The sequence below is a fragment of the Pseudomonas neuropathica genome (genome assembly GCF_051174785.1).
Taxonomy (GTDB): domain Bacteria; phylum Pseudomonadota; class Gammaproteobacteria; order Pseudomonadales; family Pseudomonadaceae; genus Aquipseudomonas; species Aquipseudomonas neuropathica_A.
In genome coordinates this window covers 4,782,501-4,807,893 of sequence record NZ_CP195111.1, presented here as the reverse complement: position 1 = coordinate 4,807,893, position 25,393 = coordinate 4,782,501, and the positions used below count along the sequence as shown (strand labels likewise).

Annotated in this window: 26 protein-coding genes; 18 read left to right on the top strand and 8 right to left on the bottom strand. The window is 59.1% G+C overall.

Annotated elements, in window-relative coordinates:
* The first annotated feature begins 208 nt into the window (after positions 1-208).
* The 8 genes from livH to ACRRSD_RS21675 all read left to right on the top strand — a co-directional run bounded on the left by livH (position 209) and on the right by ACRRSD_RS21675 (position 6,599).
* Positions 209-1,132, top strand: coding sequence for a high-affinity branched-chain amino acid ABC transporter permease LivH (livH, locus tag ACRRSD_RS21710; protein ID WP_435035255.1), 924 nt, complete (start codon positions 209-211; stop codon positions 1,130-1,132).
* Entirely contained in the window at positions 1,129-2,385 is a 1,257-nt protein-coding gene (locus ACRRSD_RS21705; protein ID WP_435035253.1) for a high-affinity branched-chain amino acid ABC transporter permease LivM, read from the top strand. Before livH ends, ACRRSD_RS21705 begins: the two co-directional genes overlap by 4 nt.
* Positions 2,382-3,149: a high-affinity branched-chain amino acid ABC transporter ATP-binding protein LivG gene (gene livG / locus ACRRSD_RS21700; RefSeq protein ID WP_435035251.1), complete on the top strand. Its 768-nt coding sequence runs from the start codon at positions 2,382-2,384 to the stop codon at positions 3,147-3,149. The genes ACRRSD_RS21705 and livG overlap by 4 nt, the downstream gene beginning before the upstream one ends.
* Entirely contained in the window at positions 3,150-3,851 is a 702-nt protein-coding gene (locus tag ACRRSD_RS21695) for an ABC transporter ATP-binding protein (RefSeq protein ID WP_008082262.1), read from the top strand.
* Between the two features lie 301 nt (positions 3,852-4,152).
* Entirely contained in the window at positions 4,153-4,458 is a 306-nt protein-coding gene (locus tag ACRRSD_RS21690; protein ID WP_273914339.1) for a BufA1 family periplasmic bufferin-type metallophore, read from the top strand.
* Positions 4,459-4,483: 25 nt separating this feature from the next.
* Positions 4,484-5,371: an MNIO family bufferin maturase gene (gene bufB / locus ACRRSD_RS21685; protein WP_435035250.1), complete on the top strand. Its 888-nt coding sequence runs from the start codon at positions 4,484-4,486 to the stop codon at positions 5,369-5,371.
* Positions 5,368-6,126, top strand: coding sequence for an HvfC/BufC N-terminal domain-containing protein (locus ACRRSD_RS21680; RefSeq protein WP_435035248.1), 759 nt, complete (start codon positions 5,368-5,370; stop codon positions 6,124-6,126). Before bufB ends, ACRRSD_RS21680 begins: the two co-directional genes overlap by 4 nt.
* Positions 6,123-6,599 carry a DoxX family protein gene (locus ACRRSD_RS21675; RefSeq protein ID WP_435035247.1) on the top strand — a complete coding sequence of 159 codons (477 nt, stop codon included), beginning with the start codon at positions 6,123-6,125 and terminating at the stop codon, positions 6,597-6,599. The genes ACRRSD_RS21680 and ACRRSD_RS21675 overlap by 4 nt, the downstream gene beginning before the upstream one ends.
* 109 nt (positions 6,600-6,708) lie before the next feature.
* Here the strand turns inward: ACRRSD_RS21675 and ACRRSD_RS21670 are convergent, their stop codons facing one another.
* A complete protein-coding gene (locus ACRRSD_RS21670; RefSeq protein ID WP_435035246.1) occupies positions 6,709-7,623 on the bottom strand; it encodes a LysR family transcriptional regulator in 915 nt (304 codons plus the stop codon).
* Positions 7,624-7,727: 104 nt separating this feature from the next.
* Here ACRRSD_RS21670 and ACRRSD_RS21665 point away from each other — a divergent pair, with 104 nt between their 5' ends.
* The 3 genes from ACRRSD_RS21665 to ACRRSD_RS21655 all read left to right on the top strand — a co-directional run bounded on the left by ACRRSD_RS21665 (position 7,728) and on the right by ACRRSD_RS21655 (position 10,751).
* Positions 7,728-8,327 (top strand): short chain dehydrogenase, encoded by a 600-nt coding sequence (locus ACRRSD_RS21665; protein WP_435035244.1) that lies wholly within the window; start codon positions 7,728-7,730, stop codon positions 8,325-8,327.
* A 59-nt stretch (positions 8,328-8,386) separates the two neighbouring features.
* Positions 8,387-9,040, top strand: a complete 654-nt coding sequence (locus tag ACRRSD_RS21660) for a COG3650 family protein (protein ID WP_435035242.1) — start codon at positions 8,387-8,389, stop codon at positions 9,038-9,040.
* A gap of 97 nt (positions 9,041-9,137) precedes the next feature.
* The gene (locus ACRRSD_RS21655; RefSeq protein WP_435035241.1) at positions 9,138-10,751 is read left to right on the top strand and encodes an NAD(P)/FAD-dependent oxidoreductase; all 1,614 of its coding nucleotides are present in this window, start codon (positions 9,138-9,140) and stop codon (positions 10,749-10,751) included.
* A 138-nt stretch (positions 10,752-10,889) separates the two neighbouring features.
* Here the strand turns inward: ACRRSD_RS21655 and ACRRSD_RS21650 are convergent, their stop codons facing one another.
* Complete coding sequence (locus tag ACRRSD_RS21650) at positions 10,890-11,984, bottom strand: PLP-dependent cysteine synthase family protein (protein WP_435035240.1); 1,095 nt, start codon at positions 11,982-11,984, stop codon at positions 10,890-10,892.
* Between the two features lie 250 nt (positions 11,985-12,234).
* Here ACRRSD_RS21650 and nhaA point away from each other — a divergent pair, with 250 nt between their 5' ends.
* The 6 genes from nhaA (at position 12,235) to ACRRSD_RS21620 (ending at position 16,409) form a co-directional block, all read left to right on the top strand.
* A complete protein-coding gene (nhaA, locus tag ACRRSD_RS21645) occupies positions 12,235-13,422 on the top strand; it encodes a Na+/H+ antiporter NhaA (protein ID WP_435035239.1) in 1,188 nt (395 codons plus the stop codon).
* Between the two features lie 122 nt (positions 13,423-13,544).
* The gene (locus ACRRSD_RS21640; RefSeq protein ID WP_034154984.1) at positions 13,545-13,814 is read left to right on the top strand and encodes a hypothetical protein; all 270 of its coding nucleotides are present in this window, start codon (positions 13,545-13,547) and stop codon (positions 13,812-13,814) included.
* Positions 13,811-14,551, top strand: coding sequence for a zeta toxin family protein (locus ACRRSD_RS21635; protein WP_435035237.1), 741 nt, complete (start codon positions 13,811-13,813; stop codon positions 14,549-14,551). The genes ACRRSD_RS21640 and ACRRSD_RS21635 overlap by 4 nt, the downstream gene beginning before the upstream one ends.
* Before the next feature lie 189 nt (positions 14,552-14,740).
* Complete coding sequence (locus tag ACRRSD_RS21630) at positions 14,741-15,928, top strand: colicin E3/pyocin S6 family cytotoxin (protein WP_435035235.1); 1,188 nt, start codon at positions 14,741-14,743, stop codon at positions 15,926-15,928.
* The gene (locus ACRRSD_RS21625; RefSeq protein ID WP_250603317.1) at positions 15,925-16,155 is read left to right on the top strand and encodes a DUF7683 domain-containing protein; all 231 of its coding nucleotides are present in this window, start codon (positions 15,925-15,927) and stop codon (positions 16,153-16,155) included. The genes ACRRSD_RS21630 and ACRRSD_RS21625 overlap by 4 nt, the downstream gene beginning before the upstream one ends.
* Positions 16,152-16,409: a DUF7683 domain-containing protein gene (locus ACRRSD_RS21620; RefSeq protein ID WP_371043141.1), complete on the top strand. Its 258-nt coding sequence runs from the start codon at positions 16,152-16,154 to the stop codon at positions 16,407-16,409. The genes ACRRSD_RS21625 and ACRRSD_RS21620 overlap by 4 nt, the downstream gene beginning before the upstream one ends.
* Positions 16,410-16,471: 62 nt before the next feature.
* Here the strand turns inward: ACRRSD_RS21620 and ACRRSD_RS21615 are convergent, their stop codons facing one another.
* A complete protein-coding gene (locus tag ACRRSD_RS21615; protein WP_008086349.1) occupies positions 16,472-16,936 on the bottom strand; it encodes a glycine zipper 2TM domain-containing protein in 465 nt (154 codons plus the stop codon).
* A gap of 180 nt (positions 16,937-17,116) precedes the next feature.
* Here ACRRSD_RS21615 and ACRRSD_RS21610 point away from each other — a divergent pair, with 180 nt between their 5' ends.
* Positions 17,117-17,353, top strand: a complete 237-nt coding sequence (locus tag ACRRSD_RS21610; protein ID WP_435035234.1) for a hypothetical protein — start codon at positions 17,117-17,119, stop codon at positions 17,351-17,353.
* 5 nt (positions 17,354-17,358) lie between these two features.
* Here the strand turns inward: ACRRSD_RS21610 and pdxH are convergent, their stop codons facing one another.
* The 5 genes from pdxH to dinG all read right to left on the bottom strand — a co-directional run bounded on the left by pdxH (position 17,359) and on the right by dinG (position 25,313).
* Positions 17,359-18,006 carry a pyridoxamine 5'-phosphate oxidase gene (gene pdxH, locus ACRRSD_RS21605; protein ID WP_016986574.1) on the bottom strand — a complete coding sequence of 216 codons (648 nt, stop codon included), beginning with the start codon at positions 18,004-18,006 and terminating at the stop codon, positions 17,359-17,361.
* Positions 18,007-18,030: 24 nt separating this feature from the next.
* Positions 18,031-19,137: an OmpA family protein gene (locus ACRRSD_RS21600; RefSeq protein WP_435035232.1), complete on the bottom strand. Its 1,107-nt coding sequence runs from the start codon at positions 19,135-19,137 to the stop codon at positions 18,031-18,033.
* Between the two features lie 113 nt (positions 19,138-19,250).
* Complete coding sequence (locus tag ACRRSD_RS21595; protein WP_435035231.1) at positions 19,251-20,396, bottom strand: serine hydrolase domain-containing protein; 1,146 nt, start codon at positions 20,394-20,396, stop codon at positions 19,251-19,253.
* Positions 20,397-20,592: 196 nt separating this feature from the next.
* Positions 20,593-23,073 carry a beta-agarase gene (locus ACRRSD_RS21590; RefSeq protein ID WP_435035230.1) on the bottom strand — a complete coding sequence of 827 codons (2,481 nt, stop codon included), beginning with the start codon at positions 23,071-23,073 and terminating at the stop codon, positions 20,593-20,595.
* Between the two features lie 95 nt (positions 23,074-23,168).
* Positions 23,169-25,313: an ATP-dependent DNA helicase DinG gene (dinG, locus tag ACRRSD_RS21585; protein WP_038358136.1), complete on the bottom strand. Its 2,145-nt coding sequence runs from the start codon at positions 25,311-25,313 to the stop codon at positions 23,169-23,171.
* Between the last annotated feature and the right edge of the window lie 80 nt (positions 25,314-25,393).

Genomic DNA, 25,393 nt, shown 5'->3' with positions numbered 1-25,393 from the left:
ATAAAGCCCACGGCGTGCCGTGGGCTTTGTTTTACGAATGTATGGGCCGCGCTGGCGTGATCCGCCAGTCTCCCCACCTGAAAATCTCAAAACCGTCATCAGCGGTTCGCTGGCAAAACCCGGATTCGAAGTGGATAAAGATCCACGGGGCCGGGCGGGAAAATGACTCCACCAGTGAAATGCGTATCAGGTTTTTAGGAGCGCTGTAATGCCTGACCTCTATCACTTCTTCCAGCAGCTGGTTAATGGCCTGACCATTGGCAGCACGTATGCCCTGATTGCCATCGGCTATACGATGGTTTACGGCATCATTGGAATGATCAACTTCGCCCACGGCGAGGTGTACATGATCGGTTCCTACGTGGCGTTCATCGCCATTGCCGGGCTGGCCATGATGGGACTCGACAACGTCCCGCTGTTGATGACCGCTGCCTTCATCGCAAGCATCGTCGTGACAAGTTCCTACGGTTACAGCATCGAACGGATCGCCTACCGCCCCCTGCGCGGCAGCAACCGTCTGATCCCGCTGATCTCCGCCATCGGTATGTCGATCTTCCTGCAGAATACGGTTCTGCTGGCGCAAGACTCCAAGGACAAATCCATCCCCAACCTGATCCCCGGGAACATTTCCTTCGGGCCAGGTGGCGCACATGAAGTGCTGATTTCCTACATGCAAATCGTGGTGTTCGTGGTGACTCTGATCGCCATGCTCGGCCTGACACTGTTCATCTCCCGCTCTCGCCTGGGTCGCGCCTGCCGCGCCTGTGCCGAAGACATCAAGATGGCCAACCTGCTCGGCATCAACACCAACAACATCATCGCCCTGACCTTCGTCATTGGTGCTGCGCTGGCGGCCATTGCGGCCGTGCTGCTGAGCATGCAATACGGGGTGATCAACCCGAACGCCGGTTTCCTCGTCGGCCTCAAAGCCTTCACCGCCGCGGTACTTGGTGGCATCGGCAGCATCCCCGGCGCCATGCTCGGCGGGTTGGTGCTTGGGGTGGCGGAAGCCTTTGGCGCCGATATCTTCGGCGACCAGTACAAGGACGTCGTGGCTTTCGGCTTGTTGGTTCTGGTGCTGTTGTTCCGTCCGACCGGCATTCTGGGCCGTCCGGAGGTTGAGAAAGTATGACTAGAAATCTTAAACAGGCGCTGTTCAGCGCTTTGCTGGTGTGGGCCGTTGCCTACCCGGTACTCGGTCTGAAACTGACCATCGTCGGCATCAACCTGGAAGTGCACAACACCAGCCCGATGATTCTGGCGACCATCGCCATCTGCTCGGTGCTGATGTTTTTGCGGGTGCTGTTCAACCAGCAGATCAGCAAGGCGTGGAATTCCTCGCCGGGCATGCCGCTGATTCCGGCCAAGGCCAGCAACTTCCTGACCCTGCCGAGCACGCAACGCTACTTCATCATTGCGCTGATCATCGGTGCTCTGGTGTGGCCGTTCTTCGGCTCGCGTGGCGCGGTGGACATTGCGACGCTGATCCTGATCTACGTGATGCTCGGCCTCGGCCTGAACATCGTCGTCGGTCTGGCCGGTCTGCTCGACCTCGGTTACGTCGGCTTCTACGCCGTCGGCGCCTACAGCTACGCGCTGCTGTCTCACTACTACGGCTTGAGCTTCTGGATCTGCCTGCCGATTGCCGGCCTGATGGCGGCGACGTTCGGCTTCCTGCTGGGCTTCCCGGTGTTGCGTTTGCGCGGTGACTATCTGGCGATCGTGACCCTCGGCTTCGGCGAGATCATCCGTCTGTTCCTGCGTAACCTGACCGACATCACTGGCGGTCCGAACGGCATCAGCAACATCGAGAAACCGACGTTCTTTGGCCTGACCTTCGAGCGTAAAGCGGCGGAAGGCCTGCAGACCTTCCACGAATACTTCGGCCTGCAATACAACTCGATCAACAAGGTGATTTTCCTCTACCTGGTGGCCCTGTTGCTGGCGCTGGCAGCGCTGTTCATCATCAACCGCCTGCTGCGCATGCCGATCGGCCGTGCCTGGGAAGCGCTGCGTGAAGATGAAATCGCCTGCCGAGCACTGGGTCTGAATCCGACCGTGATCAAGCTGTCGGCCTTCACCCTCGGTGCAAGCTTCGCCGGTTTCGCCGGTAGCTTCTTCGCCGCCCGCCAGGGTCTGGTGACCCCGGAGTCGTTCACCTTCATCGAGTCGGCGATCATCCTCGCCATCGTCGTGCTGGGTGGCATGGGCTCGCAGTTGGGCGTGATCCTGGCCGCCGTGGTGATGATCCTGTTGCCGGAAATGATGCGTGAGTTCAGCGAGTACCGCATGTTGATGTTCGGTGCGCTGATGGTGTTGATGATGATCTGGCGTCCACAAGGTCTGCTGCCGATGCAACGCCCACACATGGAGTTGCGAAAATGAGCCGCGAGATCCTTAAAGTCGATAACCTGAGCATGCGCTTCGGCGGTTTGCTCGCGGTCAACGGTGTGGCCCTGACCGTCAAGGAAAAACAGGTGGTTGCATTGATCGGGCCGAACGGCGCGGGCAAGACCACCGTGTTCAACTGCCTGACCGGGTTCTATCAGCCAACCGGCGGCAGCATCCTGCTGGACGGCGAGCCGATCCAAGGCCTGCCGGGCCACAAGATCGCACTCAAAGGCGTGGTGCGCACCTTCCAGAACGTGCGCTTGTTCAAGGACATGACGGCGGTCGAGAACCTGTTGATCGCCCAGCACCGTCACCTGAACACCAACTTCCTGGCCGGTCTGTTCAAGACCCCGTCGTTCCGCAAAAGCGAGCGCGAGGCCATGGAGTTTGCCGAATACTGGCTGGAAAAGGTCAACCTCAAAGAGTTCGCCAACCGCACTGCCGGCACCCTGGCCTACGGTCAGCAGCGGCGTCTGGAAATCGCGCGTTGCATGATGACCCGCCCACGGATCCTCATGCTCGACGAACCGGCGGCCGGTCTGAACCCGAAGGAAACCGAAGACCTCAAGGCGCTGATCAGCGTCCTGCGTGAAGAGCACAACGTCACCGTGCTGCTGATCGAACACGACATGAAACTGGTCATGAGCATTTCCGACCACATCGTCGTGATCAACCAGGGCACGCCTCTGGCTGACGGCACGCCGGAACAGATCCGCGACAATCCTGAAGTGATCAAAGCCTACCTGGGGGAAGCGTAAATGCTGCAGTTCGAAAACGTTTCCACCTTCTACGGCAAGATCCAGGCCCTGCACAGCGTCAACGTCGAAGTCCGTCAGGGCGAAATCGTGACCCTGATCGGCGCCAACGGTGCCGGCAAGTCGACGCTGCTGATGACGCTTTGCGGTTCACCGCAGGCGCACAGCGGCAGCATCCGCTACATGGGTGAGGAGCTGGTCGGCCAGGACTCGTCGCAGATCATGCGCAAGAGCATCGCGGTAGTGCCGGAAGGTCGTCGGGTATTCGCCCGTCTGACCGTTGAAGAAAACCTATCCATGGGCGGTTTCTTCACCGACAAGGGCGACTATCAGGAACAAATGGACAAGGTTCTCGGCCTGTTCCCGCGCCTGAAAGAACGCTTCAACCAGCGCGGCGGCACCATGTCCGGCGGCGAACAGCAAATGCTCGCCATCGGCCGCGCACTGATGAGCAAGCCGAAACTGCTGCTGCTCGACGAGCCGTCGCTGGGCCTGGCACCGATCATCATCCAGCAGATTTTCGACATCATCGAAATGCTGCGCAAGGACGGTGTGACCGTGTTCCTGGTCGAGCAGAACGCCAACCAGGCGCTGAAAATCGCTGACCGGGCCTACGTTCTGGAGAACGGCCGCGTGGTCATGCAAGGCACTGGTGAAGCACTGCTGACCGACCCGAAAGTACGCGAGGCGTACCTCGGCGGTTGATGCATGTCGCCAAACAAAAAAACGGCCTTCGGGCCGTTTTTTTCATCTGCCATTACTGAATTCAACACAAGTCCCCTGTGGGAGCGAGCCTGCTCGCGAAGAGGGAGTATCAGTCAGCACATTTGCTGAATGACACACCGCATTCGCGAGCAAGCTCGCTCCCACCCTGGATTGCAGTGTCCTAAGGTTTACTCGAAAAAACTTTGCACTGCGTTGTAACGCATCGCCATGAGCTTTCTCTAGAGGGACAAGCAAGCGCAACAGCGCTTGTAAAAACCCTGAACAAGACTGGAGAAACACCATGACTGCTACCACCCGCACCCTGTCCGCTACCGCCCTGGTTCTGGCCCTCGGTTCTGCTCTGAGCATCGCCACTGTTTCCACCGCCCAGGCCGCCGACGCCAACATGGAAAAATGCTTCGGCGTGGCCATGAAAGGCAAAAACGATTGCGCCGCTGGTGCAGGCACCACCTGTGCCGGCACCGCAAAAATGGACTATCAGGCCAACGCCTGGAAACTCGTTCCAAAGGGCACCTGCGCTACCACCGAGAGCAAGACCTCGCCGACCGGTTTCGGTCAGATGGAAGCGTTCAAAGCCAAGTCCTGATCGTTGGCCTGCCTGAGTGACGACCATGCTCACCCTCAATGACCATGCCCAATCCCGCACTCAGGCAGCCCTTACCGGGCTCCCGTCCCGTGCCGGGCTGGGCCTCAAGACCGGGCACTTTCGTGAAGTGCTCGGTTCATCACCGGACATCGGCTTCTTCGAAGTCCACGCCGAAAACTACATGGTCGACGGCGGTCCGTTTCATCATTTTCTCGGTTTGATCCGCGAGCAGTATCCGCTGTCGCTACACGGTGTCGGCTTGTCTATCGGTGCTGAAGGGCCGCTGGATGAACAACATCTTCAGCGCCTTGCCGAGCTCATTCGGCGCTATCAACCGCAAGCCTTTTCCGAACACCTGGCCTGGTCGAGCCATGGCCCGGTGTTTCTCAATGATCTGCTGCCGCTGGCCTATGACACGCCGACGTTGAAGCGCGTCTGCGAGCATATCGATCAAGTGCAGAACACGCTTCAACGGCCAATGCTGCTGGAGAATCCGGCGACCTATCTGGCGTTCAAGCGCTCAACAATCGATGAGGCAGATTTCATCGCCGAGGTCGTGCGCCGCAGCGGCTGTGGCCTGTTGCTTGACGTCAACAATGTCTACGTTTCTTGCGTGAACCATCAGCGTGATCCGCTGGCGTATCTCGATGCGCTGCCATTACACACGGTGGGTGAAATTCATCTGGCCGGGTTCGCCGAAGATTGCGACAACCTCGGTGACCGGTTGCTGATCGATGATCACGGCGCGCCGATCGATCAAGCCGTCTGGGGTTTGTACCGGCAGGTGCTGCAACGCATCGGCCCGGTGGCAACGTTGATCGAGCGCGACAATCAAGTGCCGGCGTTGGCCGTGCTACTGGCGGAAGGTCAGCAAGCTGATGCGCTTTTGCGTGATGCCGGAGCGCACACATGAGCACTCAACGCGCTTTCGCTGCCGCGCTCATCGACACGCGACTACCCTGCCCCGAAGGCCTGTGCAGCGCCAACGGTGCTGATCCGGCGAGCCGTTTCGCGGTGTATCGCAACAACGTACAGGGTTCGCTGATCAATGCGTTGAGCGACAGTTACCCGGTGGTTGCGCAATTGGTCGGCGATGAATTCTTTCGCGCCATGGCGGCCGTTTTCGTACAACAGCAGCCGCCGCAGAGTCCATTGATGTGCCGCTACGGAGAAGCCTTTGCGAACTTCATTGCGGCGTTCAAACCGGCTGGCGGCGTGCCTTATCTGGCAGACGTGGCGCGTCTTGAGCACTTGCGCACCCTCGCCTACCACGCGGCCGACGCCCTGCCCGTGCGCACGGAACAGATCACGGCAGCACTGGCTGATGCGCAAACGCTGAGTGAGCTGCGCCTCGACCTTCATCCCTCCCTTCACCTGCTCGACTCAGCCTATGCCGTGGCTGAGATCTGGGCCGCACATCAGCACGACTCGACGCTGGAGGGAATCGACGTCAACCAAAGGCAACACGCGCTGGTGTTGCGCAATGGCCTGGACGTCGAAGTGTTTGCCCTCGCCCCCGGCGCCAGCAGGTTTATCCGCAACCTGATTGATGGCCAGCCACTGGTGGCAGCGATTGAAAACAGCCCTGAGTTCGATCTTGCGCAAACCCTTGGCTTGCTGATCGCGCGCAACGCCATCATCCAATTGAACAACAAGGAATTGCCATGAACACGCTCATCACTCGCGCCATCACACTGCTGGAGCAAATCCCTCACAGCCTGATCGCCCTCATTGCCCGTTTCTCGATAGCCGCGGTGTTCTGGAAGTCAGGGCAAACCAAGGTTGAAGGCTTGGCCATTGATTTGATTGACGGCACTTTCCAGCTCGGTTGGCCACGACTGGCCGAATCGACCATTCCGTTGTTCAAGAGTGAATACCACGTGCCGTTGCTGTCGCCAGAGATTGCCGCGCACTTGGCGGCGTTCGCCGAACACTTCTTCCCGCTGCTGATCCTGATTGGCTTCGCTACACGGTTTTCGGCGTTGGCGCTGTTGGGGATGACCCTGACCATTCAGCTTTTTGTCTATCCGGATGCTTATCCAACCCACGGCACTTGGGCAGCGGTGTTGCTGTACTTGATGACGACGGGGCCGGGCAAGTTGTCGATTGATCACCTGATCGCCCGCCGTTTCGCAAAATAAACAAAATCCTTGTGGGAGCGAGCCTGCTCGCGAATGCGTTGGTTCAGTCAACACATGAGTGTCTGTGAAACCGCATTCGCGAGCAGGCTCGCTCCCACAGGGGTAAGGATCAGCGCTGAAGTCGATCCAGCGCCTCGCCGCTGCGCTTGAACCAGCCGATCAGATAGTCAGCGAGTACCTGCGTGCGTTTCGGCAGTCCGCCCTGATACGAATGCACCAGATACATCGGCATGCGCCGGGTCTGAAAGTCGCGCAGGAGCCAGCGTAATCGGCCGTCAGCCAATTCCGCTTGCAGCAAGTAGGAAGGCAGCCGCGCGATACCGGCGCCACTGAGTGCAGCCTTCTTGAGGAGGTTGTAATGGTTGCTGGCAAACGGTCCTGATACTCGCACCCGCAACAATTCATGTTGCTGGTGATACAGCCATTCCTCACGTCCGCTGTAGTGGCTGTTGAGCAAGCAGCGATGCTCGGCCAGTGCCTGTGGCGTCAGCGGTTCACCGAAACGCTCGAGGTACGCCGGGCTGGCGCAGGTCATTTCCTGCCAGGCCAGCAGCGGTTTGGCCACCAGTCGTTCGTCGTTGGCCACCTCGCTGCGGATCGCCAGATCAAAGCCGTCCCGTGACAGATCGCGGTAACTGTTGTTCAGTTCCAGTTCGATCTGCACCTCGGGATATTTGTGCGAGAACTCCAGCAACAACCCATCGAAGAAGGTTTCCCCCAATGACACTGGTACAGTCATGCGCACGGGTCCGGCCATATCGTCCTTCAGCCGCGCCAAGGCCTGACGTGCCCTCTCCATCTGAACGACCAGCGCCTGCGCCTGCGGCAACAACGCTGCGCCGGCAGCGGTCAGGCTCAAACGCCGTGTAGTGCGTTGCAGCAACACCACGGAAAACTGCGCTTCGAGCTGGCTGATGCGTTTGGACAACTGGCCCTTGCTGCAGCCCAACTGCTGCGCTGCCAGGGTGAAACTACCCGCTTCGATCAACACCGCGAACGCCGCCAGATCATTCATCTCGCTCATGGATTGTTTCCAATTGAAAACCAAAGGTTGCCTATTAGCACGCTTATCCACAGAAAAAACCACCCTAGACTAAAACCTCGTTCAATCACTTGAGGTACAGCTCGATGAAGATTCTGTTGATAGGCGCTGGTGGCACAATCGGTTCGGCCGTGGACAAAGAACTCTCGCAACGCCACCAAGTCATCCGTATCGGGCGCAGCAGCGGTGATTTGCAGGTGGATATCAGCGATAGCGCGTCGATCCGCAAGCTGTTCGAACAGACCGGCAAGTTCGATGCACTGGTGTGTGCCGCCGGCAACGTGACCTTCGCCCCGCTGGGTGAGATGACGGAAGACAGCTTCGCCCTCGGCCTCAAAGACAAACTCATGGGCCAAGTCAATCTGCTGCTGATCGGTCGAGAATTCGCTAATGACGGCGCGTCATTCACCTTCACCACCGGCGTGCTCAGCCACGATCCGATCCGCAGCGGCGCCTCGGCAGCGCTGGTCAACGGCGCCCTCGACAGCTTCGTCCGCGCCGCCGCCATCGAATTGCCGCGCGGCTTGCGGGTGAACTCGATCAGCCCGACCGTACTGCTCGAAGCGATGGGCAGCTACGCCCCGTATTTCCGTGGCTACAAGCCGGTTCCCGCGGCGGATGTGGCATTGGCCTACGCGAAAAGTGTCGAAGGCCTGCAAACCGGTCAGACGTTTCACGTGGGCTAAACCCTTGTGATGAACGGCCAGGCTGCGTAACGTGGCGGCACTTGTCTGGAGAGTCGAAGATGCGTGTTGCCCGTTCGTTAGTCGTTGTTGCCCTGCTGCCGTTGTTTGCCGCTTGCCAGTTGTTCGATGGCCAGCGAGAAAGTGCCTCGCACGTCGGGCAGACGCGGATGCAGGGGCAACTGACCGCCGCTGACGGCAAACTGGTGTTTCAGCCTTGTCAGGATCAGCGTCAACTGGTGGTCAATGACATTGGTGGCACCAGTATTCTGCAAGAGGCCGCTACCCTCGCCGACGAGCAAGGCAAACTGTTCGCCGATGTGCGCGGCAAGGTCGCTGGCGACCGTCTCGATCTGACTCAGCTGTATCGCGTCGAGCGCTCCGGCGCTGCCTGCGATGACCCCAACTTCAAACTGCTGATCCTGCGCGCCGCCGGCCATGGCCCGGAGTGGAATGTCAAAGTCAGCGGCAAAGGCATGGTCATCGACCGCGAAGGTCAGCCGCCACTTGCCGTGCCGTATATTGAAGATCAATTGGGCGACGGCCGCTTCAATCTGAGCAGCGAAGCCAACAACCAGCGCATCGAATTGTGGGTCGCGCCGCAGCGCTGCGTCGACAGCAGCACCGGTAGCGTGCAGCACATGAGCGCCGAGTTGCGCATCGACGGTCAGGTGCAGCGCGGTTGCGGGTATTTCGGCGGATCGCGCAACGACTGAGCGTTTTAGCCTCACCGGATCCGGCCTTTGCGGCTTATAATCGCGGCCTTCAAACGCCTTGGCGCAGTTGTGCGCCCCGCGAACCCGGATCCTCGCCATGTTACGAATCACTGAACTCAAGCTGCCAATCGACCATCCCGAAGAAGACCTGCGCGTTGCCATCGTGCAACGTCTGGGCATCGCCAGCGATGATCTGCTCGATTTCACCTTGTTCAAGCGCAGCTACGATGCGCGCAAAAAGTCCTCCGAACTGTGCTTCATCTACACCATCGACCTCCAAGTGCGCGACGAGGCCAAAGTGTTGGGCAAGTTCGCCGACGACCGTAACGTCAACGTGGCGCCGGATGTCAGCTACAAATTCGTCGGTCAGGCGCCAAGCGACCTGAGCCAGCGTCCGATCGTTGTCGGTTTCGGCCCGTGCGGGATCTTCGCCGGCCTGCTGCTGGCGCAAATGGGCTTCAAACCGATCGTCCTCGAACGTGGCACCGAAGTCCGCCAGCGCACCAAAGACACTTGGGGCCTGTGGCGTAAAAGCGTGCTCAACCCCGAGTCGAACGTGCAGTTCGGCGAAGGCGGCGCGGGCACGTTCTCCGACGGCAAGCTGTACAGCCAGATCAAGGACCCTAAATTCCTCGGTCGCAAAGTCCTGCACGAATTCGTCAAGGCCGGCGCGCCGGAAGAAATCCTATACGTCAGCAAACCGCACATCGGTACGTTCCGTCTGACCGGCATGGTTGAAAACATGCGCGAGCAGATCCGCGCACTGGGCGGCGAAGTGCGCTTCCAGGAACGCGTCACCGACGTGCTGATCGAAGACGGCCAACTGGTCGGCGTCGAACTGGCCAGCGGCGAAACCCTGCATTCAAAACACGTGGTTCTGGCCCTCGGCCACAGTGCCCGCGACACCTTCCGCATGCTCCACAGCCGTGGCGTGTTCATGGAAGCCAAGCCGTTCTCGGTGGGTTTCCGTATCGAACACCCACAATCGCTGATCGACCGCGCCCGCCTGGGCAAATACGCCGGCCACCCGAAACTCGGTGCCGCCGACTACAAACTGGTGCACCACGCCAAGAACGGTCGCTCGGTCTACAGCTTCTGCATGTGCCCGGGCGGCACCGTGGTCGCGGCGACGTCCGAGCCCAACCGTGTGGTCACCAACGGCATGAGCCAATACTCGCGTAACGAGCGCAATGCCAACTCCGGCATCGTCGTCGGCATCACCCCGGAAGTCGATTATCCGGGCGGCCCGCTGGCAGGGATCGAGTTGCAGGAACGCCTGGAATCCCACGCTTTTATCCTCGGTGGCAGCGATTACAAGGCGCCGGCGCAACTGGTTGGCGACTTTATCAACGACATTCCTTCGACCGAGCTGGGCGAAGTCGAGCCTTCGTACAAACCGGGTGTAGCGCTGGGCGATCTGGCCTTGGCGCTGCCGGATTTTGCCATCGAGGCAATTCGTGAAGCGCTGCCGGCGTTCGAGAAGCAGATTCGCGGTTACTCGCTGCACGATGCAGTATTGACCGGGATCGAGACGCGTACTTCGTCACCGCTGCGGATTACCCGTAATGAATCGCTGCAGAGCATGAACGTGAAGGGCTTGTTCCCGGCCGGTGAAGGCGCGGGTTATGCGGGCGGGATTCTGTCGGCGGGTGTTGACGGAATTCGCATTGCTGAAGCCGTGGCGCGCGATATTCTCGGCCTCGAAGCCTGATCAGCACTCGCTGCCCCAACACAAAACCCTGTGGGAGCGAGCTTGCTCGCGAAAGCGGAGTGTCATTCAACAAACACGTTGTCTGACACACTGCCTTCGCGAGCAAGCTCGCTCCCACATTGGTTTCTGCGTTCGCCTTTAGATATTGGCGCGTAGCACTGAGGTCGGCAGCGGCTCACCGCGCTCGGCACTCGCCGTCACCTCTTCGATCAACCCTGCCAACTCATACCCCTGCGCCTTCAACCAATCCTGATCGTAATAGGTGTCGGCATACCGCTCGCCACCATCGCACAAGATCGCCACGATCGACCCCGACTCCCCCACCGCTTTCATCTGCTGCGCCGCCATCAAGGCGCCGATCAGATTGGTCCCGCTCGACCCGCCGACATGCCGCCCCAGACGCTGCGCCAGATAATGCATGGCCGCCAGCGACAAGGCGTCCGGGACCTTGACCATCGCATCGATCACCTTGGGCAGAAACGACGCTTCAACCCGCGGCCGGCCAATACCTTCAATGCGCGAACCGCACTCCAGACGCAAACTGGCGTCACCCGTCTGATAGTAATCAAAGAACACCGAACGCTCGGCATCCGCGCACAGCACGCGGGTGCAATGCTGGCGATAGCGCACGTAACGACCCAGAGTTGCGGTGGTGCCGCCGGTGCCAGGGCTGGAAATCAGCCAGCTCGGCTCCGGGTGCTTCTCGTAACGCATCTGCTGGAAAATCGACTCGGCAATGTTGTTGTTCGCGCGCCAGTCGGTGGCGCGTTCAGCGTAGGTGAACTGGTCGATGAAGTGGCCGCCATGCTCGCGGGCCAGGCGCTCGGATTCGGCGTAGATCTGCGTCGGATCTTTCACCAGATGGCTCTGGCCACCGTAGAAAGCGATCTGTGCAATCTTCTCTTTGGAGGTGGTCGCCGGCATCACCGCAATAAACGGCAGACCGAGCATCCGCGCGAAATACGCTTCAGAAATCGCCGTCGAGCCGCTGGACGCCTCAATGACCGGCGCGCCGGGTTTCAGCCAGCCGTTACACAACGCATAGAGAAACAGCGAACGAGCCAGACGGTGCTTGAGGCTGCCGGTCGGATGGCTGGATTCATCCTTGAAATACAACTCGATGCCCGCAAAACCCGGCAGCGGCAAAGGGATCAAGTGGGTGTCGGCGCTGCGCTGAAAATCCGCTTCGATGATACGGATGGCTTCGCGGGCCCACTGTCGGTTGTCGCTCATGGTGATGGTTCTCGTTGAATCGGCAGGAGATGAATCGGCTCGAAAGGCTTACTCATCAGCTTAGGAAAAATCCGATAGCGCGCACAGATACAGCTGAGTCTCAATATGTCAGACAACTGCTAGGCTCAGCTTGGCTTGAGCCAGACACCTTGTAACGACATATAACAAAAAAGAATATAACTTTTGTTTTAACAACTAACAGTACGGGTTAGGGTGTCCCACCTTTTTGACGATTCGATGGAGAGCGACCTTGCCTCTGCGTAGCACTTTCACGCGGTTCTTTCAGTTGGAAGCTGCCAGCGGTCTGTTATTGATCGCTGCGGCCATCCTGGCGCTGATTATCAACAACTCGCCATTATCGTGGCTCTACACCGGCCTGCTCGACACCCCAGTGGTGGCGCAGATCGGTGCGTTGAAAATCGCTAAACCCCTGCTGCTGTGGATCAACGACGGTCTGATGGCGATGTTCTTCCTGCTTATCGGCCTGGAAGTGAAGCGCGAAGTCCTCGACGGTCAGCTGTCGAAACCGTCGCAGATCGTCCTGCCCGGCGCCGCAGCCATCGGCGGCATGCTGGTGCCGGCGCTAATTTACTGGTTCCTCAACCGCGACAACCCGGCAGCTCTCGACGGCTGGGCGATCCCGACCGCCACCGACATCGCCTTCGCCCTCGGCGTGCTGGCCCTGCTCGGCAAGCGCGTGCCGGTGTCGCTCAAGCTGTTCCTGATGACCCTGGCGATCATCGATGACCTTGGCGCCATCGTGATCATCGCGATCTTCTATTCGGGTGAACTGTCGACCCTTTCGCTGGGCCTGGCGGCAGCGTGCATCGCGGCGCTGGTGGCGATGAACCGGCTCGGAGTGGTCAAGCTTGGGCCGTACATGATCATCGGTTTGATCCTCTGGGTTTGCGTACTCAAGAGCGGTGTGCACGCCACGCTGGCGGGCGTAACCCTGGCCTTCTGCATTCCATTGCGCACGAAAAACGCCGAGCCGTCGCCGCTGCTGACGCTCGAACATGCGCTGCACCCGTGGGTGGCCTACGGCATTCTGCCGCTGTTCGCCTTCGCCAACGCCGGCCTGTCGCTGAGCGGCGTCACCGTGGAAAGCTTCACCCATCATGTGCCGATGGGCATCGCGGTCGGCCTGCTACTGGGCAAGACCGTCGGCGTGTTCGGCCTGACCTGGCTCGCGGTCAAAACCGGCATCGCCACCCTGCCCCAAGGCGCCAACTGGGGCCAGGTGCTGGGCGTGGCGATCCTGTGCGGCATTGGCTTCACCATGAGCCTGTTTGTCGGTTCACTGGCGTTTGAGCCTGGTGTGAGTGATTACGCCGGGATGGATCGGATGGGGATTTTGACCGGGTCGATTCTGGCGGCGTTGATCGGTTATGCGGTGACGGCGGCGGCGAGTCGCCGGAATACTCTGAAAAACGCTTGAGACGCATTTTTCTACAAAAGTCGAGGCCCTTCTATCCAGAGGGACTTGGCTCTGAACCTCGCAAGTGTGCTATATCTTTGGTCGACAGCCGCACCTTCTCAGCACCGATTCTGGAGTCATCCATGTCACGTAAAGCAGAAAAACGCCCAATGACGGACGATCAGATTTCCATACAGGAGTCTCGGATTCCGGACATCGCTCTGAAGGCATTCAGCAACGCCTACAGAATGGCGCTCGCCAATGGTGCTGCAGTGCTCGTTGCTAAAGATGGTCAGCTATTTGAAGTGACAGAGAAGAGTTCTGTTGCTTTGCGCACAATCGGTACCTACGGAAACCTGAAAAGCGGTACTCGCCTGCACATCAATAAATCCTCGAAACAGGTTATTTCTTGAGCACACCGAGAATACGGATATTCGCAGGCCCGAACGGGTCAGGAAAAAGCACCTTCAATCGACTGGTTCCAGCGCATTTGCTGGGAAATTACATAAATCCTGATGACATAGAACGCTCAATCAAAGATACAGGGTATTTTGACTTCACCTCCTATCGCATCGAAGCTCACAAAGAAGACATCTTTGAATTCTTTCGTGAGCACGCTCTACTCAAGAAATCCCCTCACTCATTGGCAAAACTGGATTCCCTGAAAATCGACGGTGAAAGGCTTAGCTTCGCAAATACTGTAATCGACTCGTACGTCGCATCAGCCCTTTCCGACTTCATACGAAGATCTTTGATCAAAGAGCGAATCAGCTTTACGTTTGAAACTGTCATGTCGTCCTCTGACAAGGTCAAACTGCTCGCCGAAGCTCATGCCTCCGGTTACCGGGTTTATGTTTACTACGTCGCTACCGCCGACCTTCAGATCAACATTGCCAGGGTTGCGTATCGTGTTAAACAAGGTGGGCACAGCGTTCCTCCTGAAAAGATAGAGGCACGGTACTGGAGATCTTTGGAGCTTCTGTCTGATGCCATCCTGACCTCCAACAGAGCCTACATTTTCGACAACTCGGATGAAGGTAGCGAAGGCCTCACGCAGGTTGCGGAGATCACCGATGGCGAGCTGATTGAGATCAAATCAGATACTCAGCCACCTTGGTTCAAAGAGTTCGTGCTCGACAAATTACTGTAGTGCGCTGAACAAATTTTCCCTGCGGGCTCAATCCTCTGAGTCTCGAACAACAGCCTATCTACAGATCAGCATCCGTCGAACAATCCCCACGTCTTTAGCGACGCGTCCTACAGCCACCATTTTCCTGCTTCGTTAACGTTGCGCAGCCCTTTGCGAAGGGCTGTCGATGGATGAGCGAAAGGACGATCAGTGGCTGGCAACAAGGACATTCCCCGGGTTCAAACCCCACCGCAAGGCGACGGGCATCACGTCACCTACCGCTACATGACGGCCACTGAACTGGCCGAGCGCGACGCCAGACAAAACGCTTACGACGCCATGCTGGCGCGGCAGGAGGCTTTCGAGCGCAGCCGTGAGGTGGCGGTCAAAAAAGCCGATCCCGTGCGCGCTGGCTGCGTATTCGCCAAGTCTTGCAAACTGCCGGATGCGATTATCGATTATTCCAGTCCTGCGGGGATGGTGCCGACTGACAGCCTGAAGGATTACGGCGAGCTGATCCTGCTGGGCGCGCGTGAAGCCGATGAAAGCGGCGTAGTTCCTCTCAAGAAAATCGGCGCAACTGCTGTTCCAGTTGGATTTGGCAGTCTGGCTCTGGCGGGATCGGTGTTTGAAGCACTGCCCGCTGCTGTATCTAGTGCGGCTGTTGCGCCTTTAGTTGGTTTGGTTGCGCTGTTCATGCCATCGAGCCTTGGTGACAGCGCGCTCTATACCGACGAACAACTGCGTGGACTTGAACAGGCGCGAACCCGTGTTCGGTTGAGGGTCGAACAACAGGCCGACGGCAGCCTGAAGGGCTACGGCTTCTACACCGGCAAGAATCGCGATTGGGAAATGGTTGATGTCGTGCAGTTCAAGTTGCGTGGCAGCCAGTTCATTGCTGACTTTGGCGAAGGTGTAGAACTGATCTGGACGCCTGCTGTGGATGGCTCGGACATCCTTGGTATCCCCGCGCTGGAGGCAGCACCGCAAGCGCCGCATATCTGGGTGTATCCGCCGACGAGAGCGGCGGATGGAATTCTGGTCAATCCGGTTTATCCGCCGGAGTACCGGGATTTTATTCTGGTTTTTCCACCTGGCTCGTTGGTTCAGCCGGTATATATAGTCTTAAACGTTCCTAAAGATTTCAAATACCACCCCGCCCCTGTTTCGCTGCCGGCCTTTCCAGACGTGAAACCTGCACCACTGAAAACCTCCGTTCGCGGTGGAGGAAAAAAGCGAAGACGTTGGAAAGATGCATCGGGGAAAATTTACGAATGGGACTCTCAGCATGGCAAGGTTGAGATGTACACCAAGCAAGGAAAACATCTTGGAGAATACGACCCGAAAACAGGGGAACAAACAAAGCCTGCCGATTCCACAAGGAGAGTAGAAAAATGAAGCATGTAATAGAGGTATTCGATCGAAAGACTGAGGATTTGCTCCTGACCGTAGAGATTGCGGCGCATCACGAGGAAGCATTGAAGGCGCTGATGAACTGGCAACAACCTGAAGATGAGTTCGATGGCTCGGATTTAGACGAAGAGCAGATCAAAGTTTTGGAGGACTGGACTGGAGAAAAGCTCTTGGACGCAACTCATATAGTTCAGTTGGTGTGCATCGAATGACTTATGGCAACTTCAAGCTGAATCACACCGTCGAGGCATTTAATAAACGAACAGCTCGGTTAGTTTTCGAGATCCCCGTTCCCGATGGAAACATTGAGCGGCTCAGAGTAATCATGCATTGGGTCAATCCCGAAGACGAAATCTTTGGCTATGACCTCGACCAAGAGCAGATAAAGCAATTGGAAGCTTTAATCGGTCGAGCTTTCTACGACTCTAAATACAATTTTCAAATGGGTTGTCATGGAAGCGAGTAAATATCCTAAAAAAAAACCCCGACCAGTCACCTGATCGGGGTTTTCTTTACCCTGCATCCCGCTTAGTGCGAAACGCGGCTGGTCCCGCCAACGGTGGAGATGCGCACGCGCTCGCCAACGCGGAACACTTCATTCTCCTGAACCTGCTGCACATAGGCACGCATGCTGCCGTCGTCTTCACGCACGGTGATTTCCACACCCTGGGTGCGGGTCAGGCCTTCTTCAGTGGCCGAACCAATCAGACCGCCCGCCACCGCACCGATAACCGCGGCAACAATGCTGCCCTTGCCGCCGCCGATGGCGCTACCGCCAACGCCGCCGACCGCTGCACCGGCGATACCACCGATCGGGGTCTTGGTGCCTTCGATTTTGACCGGGCGCAGGGATTCGATGGTGCCCATGCGAATCGTCTGCACGCGACGCGCTTCGTCACGGGAGTAGGAGTCACCGGTCAGGCTCGATTGGCAGCCGGTAAGCAACATCGCCATCGTGGAAAAGGAAGCAACCAGCAGAACAGACTTACGCATAGCATCAACTCCAAAGAAACATATAGTCATTAAACTCCGTGGCTTGACGCCTGTCACGACTCAGCCCGGATAAATTGGCTTTCATTCAGGCGCGGTACAGACGCCTGCACGCTTTCCCTGACATAGCCCCTACAGTAGCGCCAAATTGCCAAATCTGCGCCACCGACACCAAGGATTTTCATGGATTACTTCATCATCGTCGTCACCACTGCCGCCGGTTTGTACTTCCATTGGTGGTTGTACGTGCGGATCAAACGCTGGATGGATCGCGACCTGGCGCTGTCGCTGGCCGGCAAAGACGAAGGCAAACGCGCCTTCATGCTCGAACAGTTGGCGAACGCTCAGGCGCAGAGGATCAAGCGCCGGGATCTACCGAAGTGGCTGGAGGCCGCTGCGGCAGGCTATCCCGCTCGGTAGACTGCTCAGGGTGCCAGACGTTCAAGAATCCAGTCAGCGCCCTGTACACGGTAGTTGAGGCGATCGTGCAGACGGCTCGGACGGCCCTGCCAGAATTCGATGCGCTCCGGCAGCAAGCGGTAACCGCCCCAGTGTTCCGGGCAGTCGGGCTGAGTATCGGAGAAGCGCTGCTCGGTAGCCTTGAGCAAATCTTCCAGTTCACCGCGCCCGTTGATCACCCGGCTCTGCGGTGATGCCCAGGCACCGAGGCGACTGCCCAGCGGACGCACTTGATAATACGCATCCGACTCCGCGGGCGTGACCTTCACCACCCGCCCTTCGATGCGCACCTGACGCTCGAGGGTTGGCCAGAAGAAGGTCATGGCGGCAAACGGATTGGCCGCCAGATGCTGGCCCTTGGCGCTGTCGTAATTGGTGAAGAAAGTGAAGCCCTGCTCGTCCAGGCCCTTGAGCAGCAGAATGCGGCAATGCGGTCGCCCATCCTGGTCGACCGTGGCCAGGGTCATGGCGTTGGCCTCCACCGGTGCCTGTTCGGTTTTCACCGCGTCGGCAAACCACTGGTGGAACAGCGCAAACGGCTCGGCCGGGGCTTGCGCCTCGGTCAGACCATCCCGGGTGTAATCACGACGCATATCTGCCAGAGCCTGGGTCATGGCGCATTCCTTTTCGTTAGCGGATCACTTCTTGGTGGCATCGGTCGCGGCGACTTTCTTGTCGGTCGCGGCGGCTTTGGCTGGCGTGGTTTTCTTCGCTGGAGCCTTGGCTGGAGCTTTTTTCGCCGGTGCCTTGGCAGCGGCTTTCTTGGCCGGAGCCTTTTTGGTTGCCGGAACAGCCGCTTTTTTCGCCGCTGGCGCCGGGGTCACCGGTTTGGCCACTGGCTTGGCGTCCTGCGCAGCAACCATGGTCACTGGCTTCGGAGCTGGCATGTTGTACTTGCTCAGCAGCGCCACCATGGTGTTTTGCGGGGTCACCAGCAGTTCGACACGACGGTTAAGGGCACGACCTTCAACGCTGTCGTTGGCTGCACGCGGCGCTTCGGAACCCATGCCGCGCAGCATCAGGCGATCACGCTGCAGACCGCTGAGACGGAAGATCGCCGCAATGGACTGGGCACGCTCCTGGCTCAGTTTGATGTTGGCAGGCGCGGCACCACTGGAATCGCTGTGGCCAAGGACCAGCACGGCGGTTTTCGGGTCGGCTTCGAGGATTTTCGCCACGCGGGTGAACGGGCCGAGTGTGACCGGCAGCAGCATGGCTGGACGATCCGGGTTGAACGAGCCTTCGACCGGCGCGGTCACGACCAGCACGTTTTCACGGCGTTCGAGTTGCAGATTACTGTCCTTGACCGCTTCACGCAGACGCGGCTCGTAGTCGTCGAGCCAGGCCTGGGTGACTTTCGGATCCGGCATTGGCACGGCTTTGGTGGTTGGCTGATCCTTGCCGCCAAACGGCCACCACCATTTGCCACCCGCATCGGCTTCAGCTTTGGCCACGGTTGCCGGTTTTTTCGCTTCCGGGGCGACTTCAGCCTTCATGTCCGCTTTGACCGCTTCATCATCGGAACCGAACGGCCAGTACCACGGGCTGCTGCTTTCAGTCTTCGCCACGGGTGCAGTGGCCGCAGGTTTCAGCGGGGCTGGGGCCGGGGCCGGTTCCTTGGCTGCGACTTTGTCGGAAGAGCCGAACGGCCACCAACTACCGCCGTCCGCATCGTTTTTCGGGGTCTGTGCACAACCGGTGATCGCTACACACAGGGCCAGGGCGAGAGTCTTTTTAGATGACATTGAAAATCCACAAAATGAAGTAATGAAAAATCAGAGCACTTTCGCCCGGATAAACAGCCGTTTTGAATCGAAAATCACGCCGAGGTTCCGGCCCTGGAACTTCTATTGACGCTTTACAGACAAGTGGCAAGCACCCGTGCGAGCTTCTGCGCGCGCGGATCCATCAAGACATACGGCCCAAGGGTATTTGTCACGAAACCGAAGGCGACATCATGCTCAGGGTCAGCAAAACCGATCGAGCCGCCTGCGCCGGGATGGCCAAACGCCTTGGAACCGAGGCCATAGGTGGCGTTGGGCACGTCCGGTTGATCGAGCATGCAGCCCAGCCCAAAACGGGTGCGGGTCAACAAGGTCTTGTCTTCACCGAGGCTGTGTTCGCGGGTCAGCTCTTCGAGCATTTCGCTTTCGAGCAGGCTGCCGTCAAGCAGACCCGCGTAGAAACCGGCCAGACTGCGCGCATTGCCGTGACCATTGGCCGCCGGTTGCTGCATGCGCCGCCACTCCGGTTTGTTGGTGCTGGTGAGCACCGACGGCGGGTTGGTGAAAGCGCGAGTGGTCATGGCGGTTGGCTCGCGCATGGTCACTTGCAGCAGACGTTGCGCGGCGGCATCACCGGCGTTGCCCTTGCTGCGCGCGATATGCGCCACGCGATGGAATTCTTCGTCAGCCAGACCGACGTGAAAATCCAGACCCAGAGGTTTAGCGACACGAGCGACGATGGATTCGCCCGGCCCGCGACCGTCGGCGCGGCGCAGCAACTCGCCGATCAGCCAGCCGTAAGTGATCGCGGCATAACCGTGGCCTGTGCCCGGCGTCCACCATGGTGCTTCTGCCGCAAGGGCATCGACCATGGTTTGCCAGTCGTAGAGGGCTTCCGGTGCCAGCAGCTCGCGCAGCGCCGGCAGCCCGGCCTGGTGGCAGAGCAATTGGCGCAGGGTCACGGACTCTTTGCCGGCGGCGGCGAATTCCGGCCAGTAGCGGGCGACCGGAACATCCAATTGCAGCTTGCCTTCGGCGACCAGTTGCAGGGCGGTGACGGCGGTAAAGGTTTTGGTGCAGGAGAACAGGTTGGCGATGGTGTCGCTGTGCCAGGCCTCAGCGCCGTCCTTGTCGGCAGTGCCGGACCAGAGGTCGAGAACGGTTTCTCCGCCGACCTTGATGCACAGGGCTGCGCCGCGTTCCTGGGGATCGTCGAACAGTGCGGCAAAGGCTTCGCGCACCGCTTCGAATTGAAGCTCGTAATGTCCCTGAATCTGCACCCGCAACTCCCCCGCGAAAACGCTCTACAAAGTGGCCCGCATTGTTCCAGCCCTTGAGGGATTTGGGAACAGCTGCGGGCCAGACGGTTAGATCAAAGACAAAGTCAAAAGATCGCAGCCTGCGGCAGCTCCTACAGAGAAACGCGTTCCCATGTAGGAGCTGCCGCAGGCTGCGATCTTTTTAGAGCATCACAGGTTAGTGACCATTGCCGGAATGACCACCGGCATGCCCTGCCCCCGGTCCTTTACCAGCCTCGCCTTTCCTGCCGCCCTCAGCCTCATGCCCCGCCGCTGCGGCCGCTTTCTCAGCCTCTTTGCCAAGCTGATCAATGGCCTGCAAATTGCTCTTGCGCACCGATTCGACAAAGCCCTGATACGGCAGATCCGTCACCCCGACCAAACCGAAATGACCGTTCTCACCATCAAGCAAACGCCCAGTCACCGGTTGATCCAGATACTGGAACCAGTGCACGCCGACAATCGACGGTTCGCTCAAGGCCTGCTTGAGGAAGTTGGCATACGCCGGGCCGCGATCTTCTTCCTTGGCCACTGGCGTGACGCCGCCCCAGAACGGGCCGCGATCCGCTGAGCCAAAGTTGAATTCGGTGATCATTACCGGTTTATCCAAAGCCCCCAACGCAGCAAAGTCATAACCATCCTGCGGTTTGAGCGTGTACATATTGAAGCTCAGCACATCGCAATACTGCGCGCAGGACGCCACGGCTTCCGGCGTACTGATGGCGAAACGGCCGCCTAGCAGCAACTGGTTCGGCGCGTGCCACTTCAGTGAGTCGGAAATGGTTTTGAAGTAGGTGTCAGCGAAGACTTTCTGGAAATATTTGAAGTCAGCTTCGATTTCCGGATGTTCCGGGCTCGGCAGCGGAGGCACAAAACCCGGGTCTTCCATCAATTCCCACGCCGGCAGATCGATGCCCCATGCCTTCGACAGCCCTGCCTGATTGCGGTATTTGTCGCGCAATTGCTTGAGGAACGCACGCTTGGCCGGCACGTCGGTGGTCATTTTCAGCGTGCCGTAGGCCAGCGCATAACGGGATTTCGGATCGTCACCGGGACCGGCCCAGGCCAGTTCGTTATCGGCGTAGTAGCCGATCAGCCATGGATCGTCACGGTGATCGCGGGCAGCGATGGCGACGGCGCGCTCGGTGGCCATGGCGAAACGCGGATCGAACGGATCGGGCATACCACCCCACCAGTCGCTGCCAGTACTGATGCTGGTGTAGTCGCCGACGATCGACAGCGGCAAGGTGTATGGCACGCGCTCGGCATCACTTAGCGAATCGGCACTCCAGTTGCCGACCGTGTTGAAGCCCCAGGCTTGCAGGCGATCGAGCGTGTGGCTGGCCCACTGCTGCTCATCGATGGTGGCCTTGCACGGTTCGGCAGCCTGTTCTGTCGTCGCTTGTACGGTTTCAGTCTTGGCCGCTTCAGCGACGCCGGACTTCGGCTCGACAGGTACAGGGGCAGGCTCGGCGGCTTGGACGGCGGCCGTTTCAGCAGCTGCAGACTTGGCCGCTTCCGCTACCCCGGACTTGCTTTTACCGTCGACTTTGCACGGTTCACCGTACACGCGCTGCAGGTTGGCGCCGTAGAAGTCGTACCAGCGCCCGTTGCCATAACCCCGGCCCTGATCAACACCATTGCCGCCACGGTTGTCGCCATCGCCATAGTACCTGGCCAAGGGATCATCAGCTTTAGGCAAGGATTCGAACATGTACTCACGACCGGCCACGTAGGTCTGGTTGACCTGCGGGCTGACGGTGTTCACGCCCAGCGAGTAAAACGGGTGACCTTCAGGCGTGACCAGATACCAGCGGCCATCGCGCTTTTCAGTGCGGAAGAAACCGCTGGCCTTGAACGCCGGGCCTTTGTTCCAGCCACCGAATTTGTCCAGCGAGGACTTTTTACGCTCGGCGAGCCAGGTTTTCAGCTGTTGCTGTTCCTTGGTGGCGGCGGATTTCAGTTGTTCGTCGTTGCTGATCTTTTCCGGCCACTTGCTGCGGGTCGATTGCCCGTAGGCGTCGACCAGATTGCCGTACACAGCTCGGGTGACCGATTCGCCGTCCTGCACACCGAAACGCTCTAGCAGCAGGCTTTGCGCGACTTTCGGCTGATCCATCGACAGGCTCACCGAGACCACTTGGCTGCGATCGATCTCGCCGCTGCTGGCGGCCAGCAGGATCCGCTGACCATCGACTGTCATCGGCATTGGCGGCCCGGCTTTCATGCCTTGGCTCAGCGGGTTAGACGCCACCAGCGGTACCAAAAGGGTTTGCGCAGGGCCGGCCGGCAAGTCGACGCGGCTGACCAGTGTGCGGCCGTCATTGCTCTGGATTTGCACGTAAACCGTCACGGCCCAGTTCATCGCGCTCTGCAAGCGCAGGGTCATCATGCCGGACTGCGACCAGTCCCACGCGCCGATCTGCGGCGTCAGACGCAAGGTCGGGCGCGCCGCCGGGTTGAACGTCACCCGGCGCAGTACTTCACCTTCAGGTGTCTGTTCGGCGTTGGCTTGCGGCAGATCGGCATTTTCGGTCGCGACTTTGACCACGTCGGCGGGGCGAACGAAGTTGAACAGGGTCTGCTGACCCGCAGGCGCCGCGAACAGCGGCGTGGCGAAGATCAAAGCGAAAACGGCAGGCAAAGAACGGCGGATCATAAGAACGGAGTTCTCCCTAACGACCAACAATGGCCAATGGAAAAGCGATGGCAGAGAGATAGACAACACGGCGGGCAAAACTGCCCACCGTTGTCTCAGGATATTTCACGACGGAAAGGAGGCAACGCATTGAGGATCGCCTTGCCATAGCGCTGGGTGACCAGCCGCCGATCGAGCAAGGTGATGGTGCCGCGGTCTTCTTCGGTACGCAGCAGACGCCCGCAAGCCTGAACCAGCTTCAGCGAAGCATCGGGCACAGAGATTTCCATGAATGGATTGCCGCCACGGGCCTCAATCCACTCCGACAACGCCGCTTCGACCGGATCATCCGGCACCGAGAACGGGATCTTGGCAATCACCACATGTTCGCAATAGGCACCCGGCAAGTCGACGCCCTCGGCGAAACTGGCGAGGCCGAACAGCACGCTGGAATCACCGCCATCGACCCGCGCCTTGTGCTTGTTCAGGGTTTCCTGTTTCGACAGGTTGCCTTGAATGAACACTTGCTTGCGCCAGTCGCGGTCGAGACCGTCGAACACGTCCTGCATTTGTTTGCGCGAAGAAAACAGCACCAGCGTGCCGCGCGAGCCTTCGACCAGATCCGGCAACTCACGGATGATCGCTGCCGTATGAGCAGCAGCATCGCGTGGATCCGCCTTCAGATCCGGCACCCGCAGCACCCCGGCATCGGCGTGATGGAAAGGGCTCGGGACCACGGCGGTGACGGCTTTTTTCGGCAGACCCGCACGCATGCGGAAACGGTCGAAAGTGCCCAGTGCAGTCAGGGTTGCCGAGGTCACCAGGCAGCCGTAAGCCACGTTCCACAGGCTGCGGCGCAATGTTTCCGCCGCCAGGATCGGGCTGGCGTTAACCTCGATGTCGAACAGCGAGCCGCTCTCGGCCAAGGTCAGCCAACGCGCCATCGGCGGGCTGTCTTCCGGGTCTTCGGCGGTGAATGCGGTCCACAATTCCCAGTTGCCGGAGGCACGGGATAACAGGCTGCCGAACAGCGGATACCACTCTTCGGCCTGATTGCTGGCGATGCCGATATTGACCTCGCCGTCCATGCCTTCCTTGAGCAGGTCGGTCAGGCGCGTGAACAGATCGTTGAGGCGCGAAAAGCCTTTCTTCAGCTCGATGCCCATTTCGCGCATGTGCTCGGGAATCACCCCGGCGACGAAACGATGGCGCGGACGCTCACGGCCCTCGACGTCTTCGCCGGGCTTGAAGTCGGCGACCTGCTCACAGGCGCTGAACATGAACTGTTGCTGGGCCTTGATCTCGCGCGCCAGCTCCGGCACCTGCTCGATCAACTTGCCAAGGTCGCCCGGCAGTGGGTGCTGGGCCAGCAATTTGGTCAGGTTCTTCGCGGTGGTTTCCAGCCAGTCGGCGGTGGAACGCAGGCGTGTGTAGTGGGCGAAGTGGCCGATCGCCTTGTCCGGCAGGTGGTGACCTTCGTCGAACACGTAAATGGTGTCGCGCGGATCCGGCAGCACCGCGCCGCCGCCCAGCGCCAGGTCAGCCAGGACCATGTCGTGGTTGGTGACGATCACGTCGACCTTGCCCATGCCTTCGCGGGCCTTGTAGAAGGCGCACTGGCCGAAGTTCGGGCAATGCCGGTTGGTGCACTGGCTGTGATCTGTGGTGAGGCGCGCCCAATCGGCGTCTTCCAGCGCATTCGGCCAGCTGTCGCGGTCGCCGTCCCATTTATTGCCGGCGAGTTTTTCGATCATGCTGGTGAATAGCTTCTGACTGGCCTCATCGACCTCGATCTTGAAGCCTTCTTCTTCGAACAGCTGGGCGGTGGCGGTTTGCGCGTGGCCTTCTTGCAAGAGCATGTCGAGCTTGGACAAGCACATGTAGCGGCCACGGCCCTTGGCCAGCGCAAAGCTGAAATTCAGCCCGCTGTTGCGCATCAGGTCGGGCAAATCCTTGTAAACGATCTGCTCTTGCAGGGCCACGGTCGCGGTGGCGATCACCAGGCGTTTGCCGGCCAGTTTCGCGGTCGGGATCGCGGCCAGACTGTAGGCCACCGTCTTACCGGTACCGGTGCCGGCTTCCACCGCGACAATCGCGGGGTCGCCACTGCGCCGGCCTTCGTCGTCGGTGTCGATATCCCCGAGGACTTTGGCGATTTCAGCGATCATCAGGCGCTGGCCGTAACGCGGCTTGAGGCTCTTGGCCTCTAGAAAACGCGAATAGGCGCCCTGGATCGTGGTTTTGAGTTCAGTGCTGATCATTAAATGTCGGGCGCAAAAACGCTGGATAAATTTTCAGTGGTTCGGTTCGGCGGCTATCATACCCCGCGAATCGATCCTGC

Coding starts and splice junctions, on each gene's coding strand:
- livH (WP_435035255.1), top strand. CDS start 209: ATGCCTGACCTCTATCACTTCTTCCAGCAGCTGGTTAATGGCCTGACC.
- ACRRSD_RS21705 (WP_435035253.1), top strand. CDS start 1,129: ATGACTAGAAATCTTAAACAGGCGCTGTTCAGCGCTTTGCTGGTGTGG.
- livG (WP_435035251.1), top strand. CDS start 2,382: ATGAGCCGCGAGATCCTTAAAGTCGATAACCTGAGCATGCGCTTCGGC.
- ACRRSD_RS21695 (WP_008082262.1), top strand. CDS start 3,150: ATGCTGCAGTTCGAAAACGTTTCCACCTTCTACGGCAAGATCCAGGCC.
- ACRRSD_RS21690 (WP_273914339.1), top strand. CDS start 4,153: ATGACTGCTACCACCCGCACCCTGTCCGCTACCGCCCTGGTTCTGGCC.
- bufB (WP_435035250.1), top strand. CDS start 4,484: ATGCTCACCCTCAATGACCATGCCCAATCCCGCACTCAGGCAGCCCTT.
- ACRRSD_RS21680 (WP_435035248.1), top strand. CDS start 5,368: ATGAGCACTCAACGCGCTTTCGCTGCCGCGCTCATCGACACGCGACTA.
- ACRRSD_RS21675 (WP_435035247.1), top strand. CDS start 6,123: ATGAACACGCTCATCACTCGCGCCATCACACTGCTGGAGCAAATCCCT.
- ACRRSD_RS21670 (WP_435035246.1), bottom strand. CDS start 7,623: ATGAGCGAGATGAATGATCTGGCGGCGTTCGCGGTGTTGATCGAAGCG.
- ACRRSD_RS21665 (WP_435035244.1), top strand. CDS start 7,728: ATGAAGATTCTGTTGATAGGCGCTGGTGGCACAATCGGTTCGGCCGTG.
- ACRRSD_RS21660 (WP_435035242.1), top strand. CDS start 8,387: ATGCGTGTTGCCCGTTCGTTAGTCGTTGTTGCCCTGCTGCCGTTGTTT.
- ACRRSD_RS21655 (WP_435035241.1), top strand. CDS start 9,138: ATGTTACGAATCACTGAACTCAAGCTGCCAATCGACCATCCCGAAGAA.
- ACRRSD_RS21650 (WP_435035240.1), bottom strand. CDS start 11,984: ATGAGCGACAACCGACAGTGGGCCCGCGAAGCCATCCGTATCATCGAA.
- ACRRSD_RS21640 (WP_034154984.1), top strand. CDS start 13,545: ATGTCACGTAAAGCAGAAAAACGCCCAATGACGGACGATCAGATTTCC.
- ACRRSD_RS21625 (WP_250603317.1), top strand. CDS start 15,925: ATGAAGCATGTAATAGAGGTATTCGATCGAAAGACTGAGGATTTGCTC.
- ACRRSD_RS21620 (WP_371043141.1), top strand. CDS start 16,152: ATGACTTATGGCAACTTCAAGCTGAATCACACCGTCGAGGCATTTAAT.
- ACRRSD_RS21615 (WP_008086349.1), bottom strand. CDS start 16,936: ATGCGTAAGTCTGTTCTGCTGGTTGCTTCCTTTTCCACGATGGCGATG.
- ACRRSD_RS21610 (WP_435035234.1), top strand. CDS start 17,117: ATGGATTACTTCATCATCGTCGTCACCACTGCCGCCGGTTTGTACTTC.
- pdxH (WP_016986574.1), bottom strand. CDS start 18,006: ATGACCCAGGCTCTGGCAGATATGCGTCGTGATTACACCCGGGATGGT.
- ACRRSD_RS21600 (WP_435035232.1), bottom strand. CDS start 19,137: ATGTCATCTAAAAAGACTCTCGCCCTGGCCCTGTGTGTAGCGATCACC.
- ACRRSD_RS21590 (WP_435035230.1), bottom strand. CDS start 23,073: ATGATCCGCCGTTCTTTGCCTGCCGTTTTCGCTTTGATCTTCGCCACG.
- dinG (WP_038358136.1), bottom strand. CDS start 25,313: ATGATCAGCACTGAACTCAAAACCACGATCCAGGGCGCCTATTCGCGT.